General features: G+C 73.2%; 14 protein-coding genes and 1 pseudogene. 8 read left to right on the top strand and 7 right to left on the bottom strand.

What is annotated here, in order from left to right; translation table 11 throughout:
- From ABZY13_RS20060 to ABZY13_RS20050, 3 genes are all read right to left on the bottom strand, one after another.
- On the bottom strand, positions 1-215 hold a 215-nt coding region (locus ABZY13_RS20060; protein ID WP_356632495.1), incomplete at its 3' end, for a DUF2637 domain-containing protein.
- Between the two features lie 140 nt (positions 216-355).
- On the bottom strand, positions 356-1,255 hold the full coding sequence (locus ABZY13_RS20055) for a DUF3558 family protein (protein WP_356632493.1): 900 nt from the start codon (positions 1,253-1,255) through the stop codon (positions 356-358).
- Between the two features lie 143 nt (positions 1,256-1,398).
- Positions 1,399-2,253, bottom strand: coding sequence for a DUF3558 domain-containing protein (locus ABZY13_RS20050; RefSeq protein ID WP_356632491.1), 855 nt, complete (start codon positions 2,251-2,253; stop codon positions 1,399-1,401).
- Between the two features lie 169 nt (positions 2,254-2,422).
- Between ABZY13_RS20050 and ABZY13_RS20045 the strand changes: the two genes are divergently transcribed.
- Positions 2,423-3,616 (top strand): RtcB family protein, encoded by a 1,194-nt coding sequence (locus tag ABZY13_RS20045; RefSeq protein WP_356632489.1) that lies wholly within the window; start codon positions 2,423-2,425, stop codon positions 3,614-3,616.
- Between the two features lie 5 nt (positions 3,617-3,621).
- Here the strand turns inward: ABZY13_RS20045 and ABZY13_RS20040 are convergent, their stop codons facing one another.
- Both ABZY13_RS20040 and ABZY13_RS20035 read right to left on the bottom strand, forming a co-directional pair.
- A complete protein-coding gene (locus ABZY13_RS20040) occupies positions 3,622-4,392 on the bottom strand; it encodes an SDR family NAD(P)-dependent oxidoreductase (protein WP_356632486.1) in 771 nt (256 codons plus the stop codon).
- Between the two features lie 159 nt (positions 4,393-4,551).
- Positions 4,552-4,887 (bottom strand): YnfA family protein, encoded by a 336-nt coding sequence (locus tag ABZY13_RS20035; RefSeq protein ID WP_356632484.1) that lies wholly within the window; start codon positions 4,885-4,887, stop codon positions 4,552-4,554.
- Between the two features lie 105 nt (positions 4,888-4,992).
- Here ABZY13_RS20035 and ABZY13_RS20030 point away from each other — a divergent pair, with 105 nt between their 5' ends.
- From ABZY13_RS20030 to ABZY13_RS20010, 5 genes are all read left to right on the top strand, one after another.
- Complete coding sequence (locus ABZY13_RS20030; RefSeq protein ID WP_356632482.1) at positions 4,993-6,084, top strand: LLM class flavin-dependent oxidoreductase; 1,092 nt, start codon at positions 4,993-4,995, stop codon at positions 6,082-6,084.
- On the top strand, positions 6,081-6,725 hold the full coding sequence (locus ABZY13_RS20025; protein ID WP_356632480.1) for an FMN reductase: 645 nt from the start codon (positions 6,081-6,083) through the stop codon (positions 6,723-6,725). Before ABZY13_RS20030 ends, ABZY13_RS20025 begins: the two co-directional genes overlap by 4 nt.
- A gap of 353 nt (positions 6,726-7,078) precedes the next feature.
- Entirely contained in the window at positions 7,079-7,858 is a 780-nt protein-coding gene (locus ABZY13_RS20020) for a response regulator transcription factor (protein WP_356632478.1), read from the top strand.
- 173 nt (positions 7,859-8,031) lie between these two features.
- On the top strand, positions 8,032-9,423 hold the full coding sequence (locus tag ABZY13_RS20015; protein WP_356632476.1) for a HAMP domain-containing sensor histidine kinase: 1,392 nt from the start codon (positions 8,032-8,034) through the stop codon (positions 9,421-9,423).
- A 211-nt stretch (positions 9,424-9,634) separates the two neighbouring features.
- Positions 9,635-10,465, top strand: a complete 831-nt coding sequence (locus ABZY13_RS20010; protein ID WP_356632474.1) for a hypothetical protein — start codon at positions 9,635-9,637, stop codon at positions 10,463-10,465.
- Here ABZY13_RS20010 and ABZY13_RS20005 read toward each other — a convergent pair.
- On the bottom strand, positions 10,428-11,387 hold the full coding sequence (locus ABZY13_RS20005) for a LysR family transcriptional regulator (protein WP_356632472.1): 960 nt from the start codon (positions 11,385-11,387) through the stop codon (positions 10,428-10,430). The genes ABZY13_RS20010 and ABZY13_RS20005 overlap by 38 nt on opposite strands.
- A gap of 101 nt (positions 11,388-11,488) precedes the next feature.
- On the opposite strand from ABZY13_RS20005, the pseudogene ABZY13_RS20000 reads away from it, so the two are divergent.
- Both ABZY13_RS20000 and ABZY13_RS19995 read left to right on the top strand, forming a co-directional pair.
- A pseudogene (locus ABZY13_RS20000) lies at positions 11,489-12,352 on the top strand (EamA family transporter); the annotation flags it as partial.
- Complete coding sequence (locus tag ABZY13_RS19995) at positions 12,335-13,060, top strand: NAD(P)H-binding protein (protein WP_356632507.1); 726 nt, start codon at positions 12,335-12,337, stop codon at positions 13,058-13,060. The pseudogene ABZY13_RS20000 and the gene ABZY13_RS19995, both read left to right, overlap by 18 nt.
- A gap of 14 nt (positions 13,061-13,074) precedes the next feature.
- Here the strand turns inward: ABZY13_RS19995 and ABZY13_RS19990 are convergent, their stop codons facing one another.
- Entirely contained in the window at positions 13,075-14,088 is a 1,014-nt protein-coding gene (locus ABZY13_RS19990; protein ID WP_356632470.1) for a terpene synthase family protein, read from the bottom strand.
- Between the last annotated feature and the right edge of the window lie 53 nt (positions 14,089-14,141).

The following is a 14,141-nucleotide window of genomic DNA, read 5'->3' as shown; positions in this document are numbered from 1 at the left end:
CACGTCAGCAGCAGGTCGAGGGCGAGCAGCACGCAGATGCCCGCGTCGATGCCGATCGGGAAGACGTAGGAGAAGTCCCCGAAGCCCTTCTTCAGGGCGAGTTCGCGTACGGCGGCGTACGACCCGGCGAAACCGATGCCCGCGATGATCACGGCACCGAAGACCACCACGCCGATGAGAACGCGGTGCATCCGTGTCAGCTGTGGCGCGGCCACCCGTACTCCCCTCCCGCTGTCCGTTCCGCTGTCTGTCGCTGTCGCGCGTGGTGCGCGGCCAACAGAGTGGCACATGTGTGCGGAGGGCGGGTGGCCGGTCCCTTCCAGGTCGGCCGTTCCGTGACCCTCGGGGCCGCCGGTCAGCTCCTGCGCTTGTTCGACGACGACGAGGAAGACGAGGAATCCGACGACGACTTCGACGAGGACGATCCTGAAGTGGCCGACTTCGAGGGGGACTTGGGGGACGACTTGGCGGACGGACCCTTGTCGGCCTCGTTCGCGTCCTCCACCTCGTCCACCGCCTCCTTCGCCGCCTTCTTCGCCAGCTTCATCAGATCGCCGGCGTCCGGCGTCCTGTCGCCCGCCAGGCCCGCGCCGTTGTAGTCGACGATGACGACGACGTTCTCGGCACGCGCGACGACTGACTGCTGCTTGAACGTGCCTTCCTTCTTCTTCAGGTCGTAGCGGACCGCCGTCGCCACGTCGCCCGTACCCGTCAGCGGCTCCGTCTCGACGCTCTTCGCGCCCTCGACCGCCTGGGCGTCCGCGACCTGCTCGGTGTAGAAGTCCTGAGCCAGCTCGTCGCCCGCCCCGCGCGCCACGTCCGACTCGAAACGGAACAGGGAGACGTTCAGCCAGCGGAACTGCGAGCCCTTGACGCCGTTGTTGTCCAGGCTGTCCCAGGAGCAGTTGGCCCGGCTGGCGATGTCGTCGGAATCGCCCTCCTTGCCCGACTTCGCCTCCGGCACCAGCTCGTCCAGCGTCTTCTCCGACAGCACGTCGCACGCCTCGGGCAGCGTGGCGTACGCCGCCGCCCGGACGGTCGGCGACGGGCTCGCGGACACGCTCGGCGACGCCTGCCCGGCGTCGTCGGAGGAGTCGGAATCGGAGCCGGAGGAGCAGCCCGCGGCGATCAGCATCGCGGGGACGGCGGCCGCACAGGCGAGGAGACGGGCGCGACGCCCCGATCGCCCGGCACGCTGCTGCTGGTCACGCTCTTCGGCTCGCTGTATCCGTCGCTGCATGGTTCCTTCACTCATGACGCTCGTCGTTCCTGAGAGGTCGGCAAGGTCCGGTGCGCCGGTGGCTGCGGCGGCCGGTACGGGTCCGAGGGGTCACGGTACGCGGTGGGGGAGGCGCGCGGACGCGGTTCGCGGGGTGTGCGCCGCCGCCCGAAGTCGCCTCAGTCGGACAGCGAGTCGTCCAGCCGGGCGGCCAGTTTCCGCGCCCTGTCCTGCATTTCCTCGCTGTCCGGCTCCACGCCGACGGTCGCCGGCTGCTCCTCGTACTCGACGGTCACGATGACGTTGGACGTGCGGAACGCCACAGTGACCGTGCGCTGCCTCGCCGTCGAGCCCGAGCTGCCCAGCACGTCGTTCAGGAAGGCCTCGTCGCCCAGGTCGTCGAGGGTGCGGGGCTGGAGGGCGGTGGGGGAGGGGGAGGCGGTGCCGGAGGGGGACCCTTCGCCCGAGGGGGAGTCCTCGTCGGACGGCGCAGAGGCGGGGGCGGCGTCGTCCTCGGGGCTCGCCTCGCCGTCCGACGCCTGTGCGGGGGACGCCGTGTCCGAGGCGGGGGCGGAGGCGGACGGCTCCGGGAGGTTCGCCGCCTGCCGCTTCGCGGCGAAGACTCCCTCCGCCTCGGTCTCGTCGCTGACCGCTGCGTCGTAGGAGACGACGCGCTCGAAGTCGACGCGCAGGTGGTTCGTCGCGGAGGCGGACTCGACCTTCCAGCGGCAGCCGACCTTGCGGTCGTTGTCGAAGGTGGGGGTCGGCTCGCCCGCGTAGGCCCGCTCACGCTGCTCGCCGTCCGGGATGCCCAGGATGCCCGGAAGCAGGGTTTCGAGGGTGTCCTCGCCGACCGCGGCGCAGGCCTCGGGGAGGGTGCGGTAGCGGCCCGGCTCGGCGGGGGCGGAGGCGTTGGCGCCGGACTCGGGGTTCGCGCCGTCCTCGGTCGCTCCGTCGTCCGAGGCGCCCGTGCAGCCGGCGAGCAGGGCCGCGAGGAGTGCCGCGACGCCGGATACGTACGCCGTCCGCTGCACGGTCGGGCTCCTCTCGCTGGTTAATCGGTTGCCGGGCGGGGGTGGCCGCCGCAGACAATGTGTATCGCACGCGCTGCCGTGAACGCCGGTCCGTTGTCCTTTACGTCGACCTTGGCGGCGGTTTTGCCATTCATGACTTCTGCTTGTCTTACGGGGGAAAGAGGACGACATGTCGTACGTGGAGATGCCGGGCGCGAAGGTGCCCATCCGGCTGTGGACCGACCCGGCGACCATCGAGGACTCCGCGCTCCAGCAGCTGCGGAACGTCGCGACGCTGCCGTGGATCAAGGGCCTGGCCGTGATGCCGGACGTCCACTACGGCAAGGGGGCCACGGTCGGGTCGGTCATCGCGATGCGGGGCGCGGTGTGCCCGGCGGCGGTGGGCGTCGACATCGGCTGCGGGATGTCGGCGGTGAAGACGTCCCTGACGGCGAACGACCTGCCCGGCGACCTGTCCCGGCTGCGCTCGAGGATCGAGCAGGCGATTCCGGTGGGGCGCGGGATGCACGACGATCCGGTGGACCCGGGGCGGCTGCACGGGTTCCCCACCGGGGGGTGGGACGAGTTCTGGGGGCGGTTCGGGGGTGTGGCGGAGGCGGTCAGGTTCCGTCATGAGCGTGCCGAGAAGCAGATGGGAACGCTGGGCAGCGGAAACCATTTTGTTGAAGTTTGCACCGATACGACCGGTTCCGTCTGGCTGATGCTCCACTCCGGTTCCCGGAACATCGGCAAGGAACTCGCCGAGCACCACATCGGCATCGCCCAGAAGCTCCCGCACAACCAGGGCCTGATCGACCGCGACCTCGCCGTCTTCGTCGCCGACACCCCGCAGATGGCGGCGTACCGCAACGACCTGTTCTGGGCCCAGGAGTACGCGAAGTACAACCGCGCGATCATGATGGGCCTGCTGAAGGACGTGATCCGCAAGGAGTTCCGGAAGGCCAGGCCGACCTTCGAGCAGGAGATCTCCTGCCACCACAACTACGTGGCGGAGGAGCGGTACGAGGGCATGGACCTGCTGGTGACCCGCAAGGGCGCGATCCGCGCGGGCTCCGGCGACTACGGGATCATCCCGGGCTCGATGGGCACGGGCTCGTACATCGTGAAGGGCCTCGGCAACGACAAGTCCTTCAACTCGGCTTCCCACGGCGCCGGCCGGCGCATGAGCCGCAACGCGGCCAAGCGCCGGTTCTCGACGAAGGACCTGGAGGAGCAGACGCGGGGCGTGGAGTGCCGCAAGGACTCCGGCGTCGTGGACGAGATCCCGGCCGCGTACAAGCCGATCGAGCAGGTCATCGACCAGCAGCGGGACCTCGTGGAGGTCGTGGCGAAGCTGAAGCAGGTGGTGTGCGTGAAGGGCTGACGCCCTCAGCGCGCCTCCCGGTGCACCTTCGTGTTCGACGCCTGCGCGCGGGGGCGGACCACCAGGAGGTCGATGTTGACGTGGGGCGGGCGGGTGACCGCCCAGGTGATGGTGTCGGCCACGTCGTCCGCGGTCAGGGGGTCGGGGACGCCCTCGTAGACCTTCGCGGCGCGGTCCGCGTCGCCGCCGAAGCGGGTCAGGGCGAACTCCTCCGTCCTGACCATCCCGGGCGCGATCTCGATCACCCGCACCGGCTCGCCCACGATCTCCAGACGGAGCGTCTCCGCCAGTACGTGCGCCCCGTGCTTGGCGGCGACGTAACCCGCCCCGCCCTCGTAGGTGGCGTGCCCCGCGGTGGAGGAGACGACGACCACCGTGCCGTCGCCGCTCGCGATCAGCTTCGGCAGCAGGGCCTGGGTGAGGTTCAGGGTGCCGATGACGTTGGTCTCGTACATCGTGCGCCAGTCGGCCGGGTCGCCGGTCGCCACCGGGTCCGCGCCCAGTGCGCCGCCGGCGTTGTTGACGAGGACGCCGACCGTGGTGAACGCCGTCGCGAACTCGTCGACCGCCGCGCGGTCCGTGACGTCCAGCTGGTACGCCGTGGCCTGGCCGCCCGCCTGCGCGATCTCCGCCGCCAGCGCCTCGATGCGGTCCTTGCGCCGGGCCGTCAGCACGACGCGGTAGCCGGCCTCGGCCAGCCTGCGCGCGGTGGCCGCGCCGATGCCGCTGCTCGCACCGGTGACGACGGCGATGCGGGAGGAGGGGGCGGGGGTCATGGGGTGCTCCTGTGTCCTCTGGTCGGGCGTGGTCCGGTACGGCGGGTGACGCCGGGCGTCCGGCGCCAGGATAGGCGGGGTGCGCGGGCGGGGGTCCGGCGGTCCGTACGGTGGTCCGTCCGACGGTCCCTGCGGCGGTCGGTCGCCAGGCGGGCCGTGTCAGTCGCCGCGCGGGGCCCACATGATCAGGGCCATGCCCGCCAGGCAGACCAGCGCCCCGGCGATGTCCCAGCGGTCGGGCCGGTAGCCGTCCGCGATCACGCCCCACAGGATCGAACCGGCGACGAAGATCCCCCCGTACGCGGCGAGAACGCGGCCGAAGTGGGCGTCGGGCTGGAAGGTGGCGACGAAGCCGTACGCGCCGAGGGCGAGCACGCCGCCGGTGATCCACAGCCAGCCGCGCTGCTCGCGGTACCCCTGCCACACCAGCCACGCTCCGCCGATCTCCAGGACGGCGGCGACGGCGAAGAGGGCGGCGGAGCGGGCGACGAGCATGGGATGAGCTTTTCATGCCTTCACGGGCACCCAGGAATAGACGGGAGGCGGGCTCCGTTCCAGGGGTATAGTTGAACCGTCAACCACTTAGGAAGGCCGGCAACCATGCAGTTCGGGATCTTCACGGTCGGCGACGTCACTCCGGATCCGACCACGGGACGTACGCCCACCGAGCGCGAGCGGATCAAGGCCATGGTCGCCATCGCGCTCAAGGCCGAAGAGGTCGGCCTCGACGTCTTCGCCACCGGCGAGCACCACAACCCGCCGTTCGTGCCGTCCTCGCCGACGACCATGCTCGGCTACATCGCCGCCCGCACCGAGCGGCTGATCCTGTCCACGTCGACCACGCTGATCACCACGAACGACCCGGTGAAGATCGCCGAGGACTTCGCGATGCTCCAGCACCTCGCCGACGGCCGCACCGACCTGATGATGGGCCGCGGCAACACCGGCCCGGTCTACCCGTGGTTCGGCCAGGACATCCGCCAGGGCATCAACCTCGCCATCGAGAACTACGCCCTGCTGCACCGCCTGTGGCGCGAGGACGTCGTCGACTGGGAGGGCAAGTTCCGCACCCCGCTGCAGGGCTTCACCTCCACCCCGCGCCCGCTGGACGGCGTGCCGCCGTTCGTCTGGCACGGCTCCATCCGCTCCCCGGAGATCGCCGAGCAGGCCGCCTACTACGGCGACGGCTTCTTCCACAACAACATCTTCTGGCCGGCCGACCACACCAAGCGGATGGTCGAGCTGTACCGCACCCGGTACGCGCACTACGGCCACGGCACCCCCGAACAGGCCATCGTCGGCCTCGGCGGCCAGGTGTTCATGCGGAAGAACTCGCAGGACGCGGTGCGCGAGTTCCGCCCCTACTTCGACGTCGCGCCGGTCTACGGCCACGGGCCCTCCCTGGAGGAGTTCACCGAGCAGACCCCGCTGACCGTCGGCTCCCCGCAGCAGGTCATCGAGAAGACGCTGTCCTTCCGCGAGTACGCCGGCGACTACCAGCGCCAGCTGTTCCTGATGGACCACGCCGGGCTGCCCCTGAAGACCGTGCTGGAACAGCTCGACCTGCTCGGCGAGGAGGTCGTGCCCGTGCTGCGCGAGGAGTTCGCCAAGAACCGGCCCGCCGGCGTGCCGGACGCCCCCACCCACCAGTCGCTGCTCGCCCGTCAGGGCCAGGAGGTGCAGACCGTATGAGCGCCGGGCTCGTCGTCGTGTCCGCGGGACTGAGCGTGCCCTCGTCCACCCGGCTGCTCGCCGACCGGCTGGCCGCCGCCGTGGGCCGTGAGACGCCCGTCGACGTGCGGGTGGTCGAGCTGCGCGAGCTGGCCGTCGAGATCGCCCACACCTTCACCAACGGCTTCCCCGGACGGCAGCTGAGCGCCGCCCTGGACGCCGTGACCGGCGCGGACGGGCTGATCGTCGTCACGCCGGTGTTCTCGGCCTCGTACAGCGGACTGTTCAAGTCGTTCTTCGACGCCCTGGGCGGGCAGGACGAGAACGCCCTCGCCGGGAAGCCGGTGCTGATCGCCGCGACCGGCGGTACGGCCAGGCACTCGCTGGTGCTGGAGCACGCGCTGCGCCCGCTCTTCGCCCACCTGCGGGCCGTCGTCGTCCCGACCGGGGTCTACGCCGCCTCCGAGGACTGGGGCGCGCCGGGGCTCGACGCGCGCGTCGAGCGGGCCGCGGGAGAGCTGGCGGCGCTGATGGGCGGGCTCGCCGCGGTGCGGAGGCGTCCGCCGGCGGAGGAGGAGGCGACGGCCGGGGTCGCGGGGGACGGGACGCTGGACGTCGTGCCGTTCGAGGAGCAGCTGGCCGCGTTGCGCGCCGTGGGGTGACGGACGGCGGGAGGGGCCGGTACCGACCGGTGGGCCGCATTACCGACCGGTGGGCCCCGCTACTGGCCGGGGGCGGTGCCGACCGGTGGGGCGGGGGCGGTCCCGCCCGGTGAGACCCCCCACGGGTCGGGGGCGGTCCCGCCCGATGGGCCCCCACGGGTCGGGGGCGGTCCCGCCCGATGGGCCCCCACGGGTCGGGGGCGGTCCCGACCGATGGGCCCCTACGGATCGGGGGCGGTCCCGACCGATGGGCCCCTACGAATCGGCGGCGGTCCCGACCGGTGCCCCACCACCGATCGGGGGAGCGCTCCGCCCGGTGGTGACGCCCGATCGCGCTTTGCCACACTGGACCCGTGGCCCCCACCCTGCTGCTCGCCGAGGACGACCGCGCGATCCGGCACGCCCTGGAGCGCGCCCTCACCCTGGAGGGGTACGACGTCACCGCCGTCGCCGACGGCGAGGAGGCGCTCGCCGAGGCCCACCGGACGCCGCCGGACGTGCTCGTCCTGGACGTGATGATGCCGGGCGTCGACGGGCTCCAGGTCTGCCGTGAACTGCGCGCCGAGGGCGACCGCACCCCGATCCTGATGCTGACCGCGCTGGTCGAGACGGCCGACCGGATCGCCGGCCTCGACGCGGGTGCCGACGACTACGTGGTCAAGCCCTTCGACGTCGAGGAGGTCTTCGCACGGCTGCGGGCGCTGCTGCGCAGGACCGGGGCGGGGGCGCAGGGGGCAGCGGGGGCGCAGGAGGCCGGGGGCCCCTCGGCGCCGGCACCGGCGCCCGTCACCGACGAGCAGGACAAGCAGGACAAGCGGGCCGGTGGGGCGGCGCGGGTCGTGGAGGCGGCCGGGCTGCGGATGGACCCGCTGGCGCGGCGCGCGTGGCGCGGGGCGCGGGAGCTGGAGCTGACCCGCACCGAGTTCGAGCTGCTGGAGCTGCTGGTGCGCAACGCGGGCGTCGTCCTCGACCACTCCACGATCTACGACCGCATCTGGGGCTACGACTTCGGCCCCGGCTCCAAGAACCTCGCCGTGTACGTCGGCTACCTGCGCCGCAAACTGGACGAACCCGGGGCGCCGCAGCTGATCCACACCGTGCGCGGGGTGGGGTACGTGCTGCGGGAGGACTGAGCCGTGGGCGGCGGGCGAGCGGGCGCCGGCGCGTGGGCCGCGGGGAGTGGGCGCTGATGCGTGCGCCGCGGCGGACCGGGTCACGCGCTGCCGGGACCCGGGCGGGGCGTGGTCGGCCTGGTGCGGGAGTCCTGCGGCGGCTGCGTACGGCGTCGTGGCCGGCCGCCTTCGCCGTGTCGCTGCGGACCACGTTCGCGCTGTCCTTCGCCACGGTGACCGCCGTCGTCACCGTGGCCGTCGGCATCCTGTCCTACAGCGCCGCCGCCCGGCTGGTGCGGGTCGACCAGCAGTCCGTGTTCGACGAGGTCGTGCAGGATCTGCGGGTCGAGGTGCGTGAGCGGCGGATGGACCCGGAGGACTTCTCCTCGGGCCCGGGCCACGACTTCGTCCGCCCCGCCCGCACCGACGTGCAGGTGCTCGGGCCCGACGGGCACATCGTCGACCCGGGCAGCCCCGGGCTGCCGGTCGTCGACGAGGACCGGGAGGTCGCGGGGGCGGGGGAGGCCGGGCGGCTGGCGGTGCACAAGGACGTCGACGTGGGCGACGACGTCTACCGCGTGGCGACCGTCTCGCTGGGCGGCGGGCGGGGCGGGGTGCAGGTCGCGCAGGAGTTCAGCGACACCGAGGACCTGCTGCGGGCGCTCCAGCAGCGCACGCTGCTGCTGATGGCGGCGGTCGTGACGGGCGCGGGCCTGTTCGGCTGGTGGCTGGCGCGGCGCATCACCCGGCGGCTGGTGATCCTGACCTCCGCCGCGGAGGCCGTCGCCCGCACCCGGCGACTGGGCATCGACGTGCCCGTCACCGGCAGCGACGAGGTCGGCCGGCTCGGCCGCGCCTTCGACCGCATGCTCGGGCGGCTCGCCCAGTCGGAGGAGGACCAGCGGCGGCTCGTCCAGGACGCCGGACACGAGCTGCGCACGCCGCTCACCTCCCTGCGCACCAACATCTCCCTGCTGCGCCGCATGGACGAACTGCCGCCTCCCGCCCGCGAGGAGCTGGTCGCCGACCTCGCCCAGGAGGCCCTCGAACTGACCGAGCTGGTCAACGAGCTGGTCGATCTCGCGGCCGGCCAGTCGGACGCCGAGCCCGTGCAGCGCGTGGACGTCGCCGAGCTGGCCGAGGACGTCGTGGGCCTGGTCCGGCGCCGTACCGGACGCCGGATCGTGCTGCGCACCTGCGGCGACACCACGGCCGAGGGGCGGCCGGGAATGCTCGCGCGGGCGATGTCCAACCTGGTGGAGAACGCGGCCAAGTTCGACCGGCGGGGCACCGAGCCGATCGAGCTGGCCGTCGCCGGTCCGGCGCGCCCCGGCACGATCCGGGTCGAGGTGCTCGACCGCGGTCCCGGTATCGAGGACGCCGACCTGATGCGCGTCTTCGACCGCTTCTACCGCGCCGCCGACGCCCGCTCCCTGCCGGGCTCGGGGCTCGGCCTGTCGATCGTGCGGGAGGTCGCGCTGGCGCACGGGGGCGAGCCGTTCGCGCGGCGGCGGGAGGGGGGCGGCATGGTGATCGGATTCACGGTCGGGGGCGGGGGACGGTCGGGTGAGGGGCCGGTCGGTTAGATTTGCGGCCACCGGTCGGTCGTTGACAACCGGACACGGTGGCCAGTATTCGGCCCCTGGTGGTCAGTGACCGACGGCCGCCTCGTGCCCGGCCGTGGATCTTCGGTCTTCGGTTATTGGTCATCGGTCACTGGTCATTGGTCATGCAGTTCATCGGCCGCGGTCGCCGGCCGCGGTCGCCGGCCACCGGTCATGCAGAAGGAGCCCTTTCGTGTCCGCACGCTCTTCCGTCCTGTTCGTGACCGATCTGGCCTACCCGGCCCGCGGGCGGCGCTACGGCGACGAGGACGTCTTCCTGACCTCCCGGCTGCGCGCCCACTTCGACCTCGCCCTGTGCCACCCGCTGGACGCCGCCGCGCTGATGGACGGCTTCGACGCGGTCGTCGTCCGCAACAGCGGGCCCGTGCTGCACTACCAGAAGGAGTACGACGCCTTCCGGGAGCGGGCGCTGCGGCTCGGCGCCCGTGTCTACAACCCGCTGCACGGGCGGGGCGACATGGCCGGCAAGGGGTATCTGCTGGAGCTGACCGCCGGGGGCTTCCCGGTCATCCCGACCGTCGACCGCGCGGAGGACCTGTCGCGGCTTCCGCGGGCCGCGCAGTACGCGGTCAAGCCGAGGGCGGGCGCGGACTCCATAGGCCTGCGCTTCGTGACGCCGGAGGAGCTGGACGGCCCGGCCTTCGGCGACGACGTCCTGGTCCAGCCGCGGATCGACTTCGTCCACGAGGTCTCCTTCTACTTCGTGGACGACGCCTTCCAGTACGCCCTGTACGCCCCCGACCCGGCCCGCCGCTGGGACCTGGCGCCGTACGACGCCACCGCGGCCGACCTGGACTTCGCCCGCCGGTTCATCGACTGGAACACCCTCGACCAGGGCATCCAGCGGGTGGACGCCTGTCGTACGCGGGACGGTGAGCTGCTGCTGGTGGAGCTGGAGGACCTGAATCCCTACCTGTCGCTGGAGCTGGTGGGGGAGGAGAGGCGGGAGGCGTTCGTGCGGAGTTTCACGGCGTCGCTGGACCGTTTCCTGCGGTTCCCCTGAGATCGCCGGGGGCGCCGAGGCCGTCGAGGGCCCCGAGGGCCCCGAGGTCCCCGAGCACGGCGAGCATGGCGCGGGTGGCCGGGCTGGGGTTGAAGCGGCTCCACGCCAGGCACTCGATGCGGCGCGGCCCGTCGGCCACCGGGACCAGCGCCGGCCCCGGCCGTGCGGCGACGAGCGGCCGGACGAACGCCGACGGCAGCAGCGCGACGCCCAGTCCGCGCGTGATCAGCCCCATGATCAGCTCCACGATGCCCGCCTCGTACGCGACGTCCCGGACCAGACCGGCGGAGGCGAAGGCCTGGTCCGACTGGGCGCGGGCCGGGGTGCCGCGGACGAAGTCCACGAAGGTCTCGTCGGCGATGTCGCGCAGGGTGACGCGCTCGGCGCCGGCCAGCCGGTGCCCGGCCGGGACGACCAGCACATGGGCGTCGCGGGCGAGCACCACGCTCTCCACACCGGGCGGCTGCTCGCCCTCCGGCAGACCGAGGAAGGCGATGTCCAGGTCGCCGTCGCGGATCGCCGCCGCCAGCTGGTCGCTGCGGCCGGAGCGCAGGACGACGCGGACGTCGGGATGCAGGGCGCGGTAGCGCTGGAGCAGCTCCGGGACGTCGACCGCGGCGGTGGTGACGATGACGCCGACGGCGAGCCGGCCGCGCACGACGCCGGTCGCCGCCGCCGCGTCGGCCGCCGCACGGTCGGCCGCGGCCAGGCACTCGCGGGCGGCGGCGAGGAACGCCTCCCCGGCGCTCGTCAGCTCCACCCGCCGGCTGGTCCGGGCGAACAGCCGGACCCCCAGCTCCCGCTCGAGGCCGGCGATGCGGTGGCTGAGGGACGACTGCACCACGAAGCAGCGCTCGGCGGCGCGGGTGAAGCTGCGGGTCTCGGCGACGGCGACGACGTAGCGCATCTGCTGGAGGTCCATGGAGGGACATGATCCATGGACCCATTGATGGCTGTCCTTCATCGCTGGGATGAAAAGCATGTCTTGGACTCATCGTGCCCGCCCTGCCGAGACTGCATGGCATGCACTCCCTCCAGACAGGCACGCGCCGTACGGCCGGGACCGTGGCGCTGACCGCGCTCGCTCCGGCGGCGTGGGGCACGACGTACGCGGTGACGACGGAACTGCTCCCGCCGGGGCACCCGTTGTTCGCCGGGCTGATGCGGGCCCTGCCGGCCGGGCTGCTGGGGCTGGCGCTCACGCGGGTGCTGCCGCGCGGCGAGTGGTGGTGGAAGGCGGGGGTGCTCGGCGCCCTCAACATCGCCGCGCTGTTCCCGCTGCTGTTCCTGGCGGCCGAGCGGCTCCCCGGCGGGGTCGCGGCCACCCTCGGCGCGGCCCAGCCGCTGATGGTGGCGGGCCTGGCCGTCGCGGTGCTCGACGACCGGCCGACCCTGTGGCGCTGGGGGTGGGGCGTGCTGGGCGTGGCCGGCGTGGGGCTCGTCGTGCTGGGGCCCGACGCCCGGCTCGACCCGGTCGGGGTGCTCGCCGGGCTCGGCGGTACGGCGGGCATGGCGGGCGGCGTCGTCCTCACCAAGCGCTGGGGGCGTCCGGCAGGGGTCGGGCCGCTGGCGCTGGCGGGGTGGCAACTCACGGCGGGCGGGGTGCTGTTGCTGCCGGTCACGCTGGCGGTCGAGGGGGTTCCGGAACGGATCGACACGGGGGCGGCCGGGGGATACGTGTGGCTCGGCAGCATGGGCGGGCTGATCGCGTACACGGTGTGGTTCCGCGGGATCGGGAGGCTGCCGGTCGGTGCGTCGGCGCCGCTGGTGCTGCTGTCGCCGCTGGTGGCGACGGTGGTGGGCGCCGGGCTGCTGGGCGAGTCGCTGGGCGCGGTGCAGGGCGTGGGGTTCGTGATGGCGCTGGCCGCGATGGCGGCGGCGCAGGTGAACGCCCCTGACTGGAGGGGCCGAGGCAAGGTGGGGAGAGGCATGAGGATCGCCGTACTGGGGGCGACGGGGATGGTGGGCCGTCGGGTGGTCGCGGAGGCGGGCCGGCGGGGGCACCGGGTGATCGCCCTGTCCCGGAAGCCGGAGGGCGGCGAGGGGGACGTGACGCCGCGGACGGGCGCGGAGGTGACGCCGGTGGCGGTCGACGCGAGCGACGGGCGCGCGGTGCGGGAGGCGCTCGTGGCCTCGGCGCCGGACGCCGTCGTCCTGACCGTGCGGACGGAGCCGGTGGACCAGGACTTCCTGGTGGCCACGACCCGCACGGTGCTGGACACGGCCGCCGAACTGGGCGTGCGCGCCCTGGTGATCGGCGGTGCGGGCGCCCTGCGCAGCCCCGGCGACCCCGCCCGACGGGCAGCGGACGACCCGGCGTACGTTCCCGCCTCCTACCGCGAGGTGGCCCTGGCCGGAGTCGCCCAACTGCACGCCTGTGAGGCCCACTCGGCCGCCGACTGGGCCTACCTCAGCCCGCCCGCCCTGCTGGAGCCGGGCGAGCGCACCGGCCGCTACCGCCGGGGCACGGACACCCTGCTCACGACGTCCGCCGGCACGTCCTGGATCAGTGCGGAGGACCTCGCGGTCGCCGTCGTGGACGAGCTGGAAGTCCCCTACGGAACACGGCACTTCACCGTGGTCCACCGGGACTGACGGCCTCCCCGGGGTCAGAAGGCCGGGTCCCGCCACCACCAGGCGATGGACGGCAGGCGCCGCGGATCGCGCCCGCCCCTCAACGGCCGCCGCGCCCAGGGCAGTTGCGCGGGCACCCGAGCCCGTACGGGAGATGGCCCGGCGCCGACGGGACCGGCGTAGCGGGGCACGCGCAGGCCCCACTCGATGTTGCCGCGGATTCCGTGGCCGAGATCCTCCAGATAGCGGCGCAGCGCGGCGCCGGCGCGCGGGAGGATCTCGGCGCGCAGGGCGAGGAACCGGTCCAGGATCGCGTCCCGCAAGGCGATCGCCTCCCGCAGCGCACGCCCCGGCGCGAGGCCGTCCTGGGCCATCAGGACGGTCACGATGTTCTGGCCGGTCTGGCCCAGGCCGGTCTCCCTGGCGTACGAGTGGCGGTCGTTGTCGAGGGAGGCGACCAGCATCGCCATCTCCGTCAGCGCGAGGACCGCGGGGGAGTCCATCTCGGCGGCCGGTACGTCGATGCCGTTGGCGATCTCCAGCAGGGCGTACGTCGGTTCGCCGCCGGCCGCGTGCAGCCGCATGGCCAGGTATTCGTCCAGGTCCGGCATCCGCCCGGCGGCGCGGTTGCCGATCTGCCACTGCACGCCGCCGAGCCAGGCCCGGTGGGCGTGGTGGAAGCGCCGGCACTGCACGGGGCCGGCGCAGGCGCGCATGTGCTCGCCGAGGTCGTGCAGCGCGGCGGCGTAGCGGTCGCCGGTGCGCAGCGGGCCGGGCACCTCCAGCGCCCGCTGCACGCTGCCCGCGAGCGCGGCGAAGGCGGCCGGGTCGGCGGCGAACGGCCCCTCGTCGCAGCGGGCGTCGTCGAAGACGAACCCCCAGTAGACCCAGCAGGCGGCCACCCACAGCCGTTCGGGATCGGCGGCCGGCGCGAAACGGGCGTAGAACTCCGCGCTGTTGCTCGCGACGGCCACAGCTCGCGACGCCTCGTCGGGGCACAGCCCGGACGCGTCGACCCAGGCGAGGGCGCGGCGCTCGACGTCGTCCACGTCCGGGTGGAGGACGGACGGGAGCGGACAGTAGAACGGGAGTGGAGGGAGGG

It is taken from the genome of Streptomyces sp. NPDC006610 (assembly GCF_040611575.1).
Classification (GTDB): Bacteria; Actinomycetota; Actinomycetes; order Streptomycetales; family Streptomycetaceae; genus Streptomyces.
The sequence above is the reverse complement of the archived record's forward strand: the minus strand, read 5'-3'. Positions and strand labels throughout refer to the sequence as shown.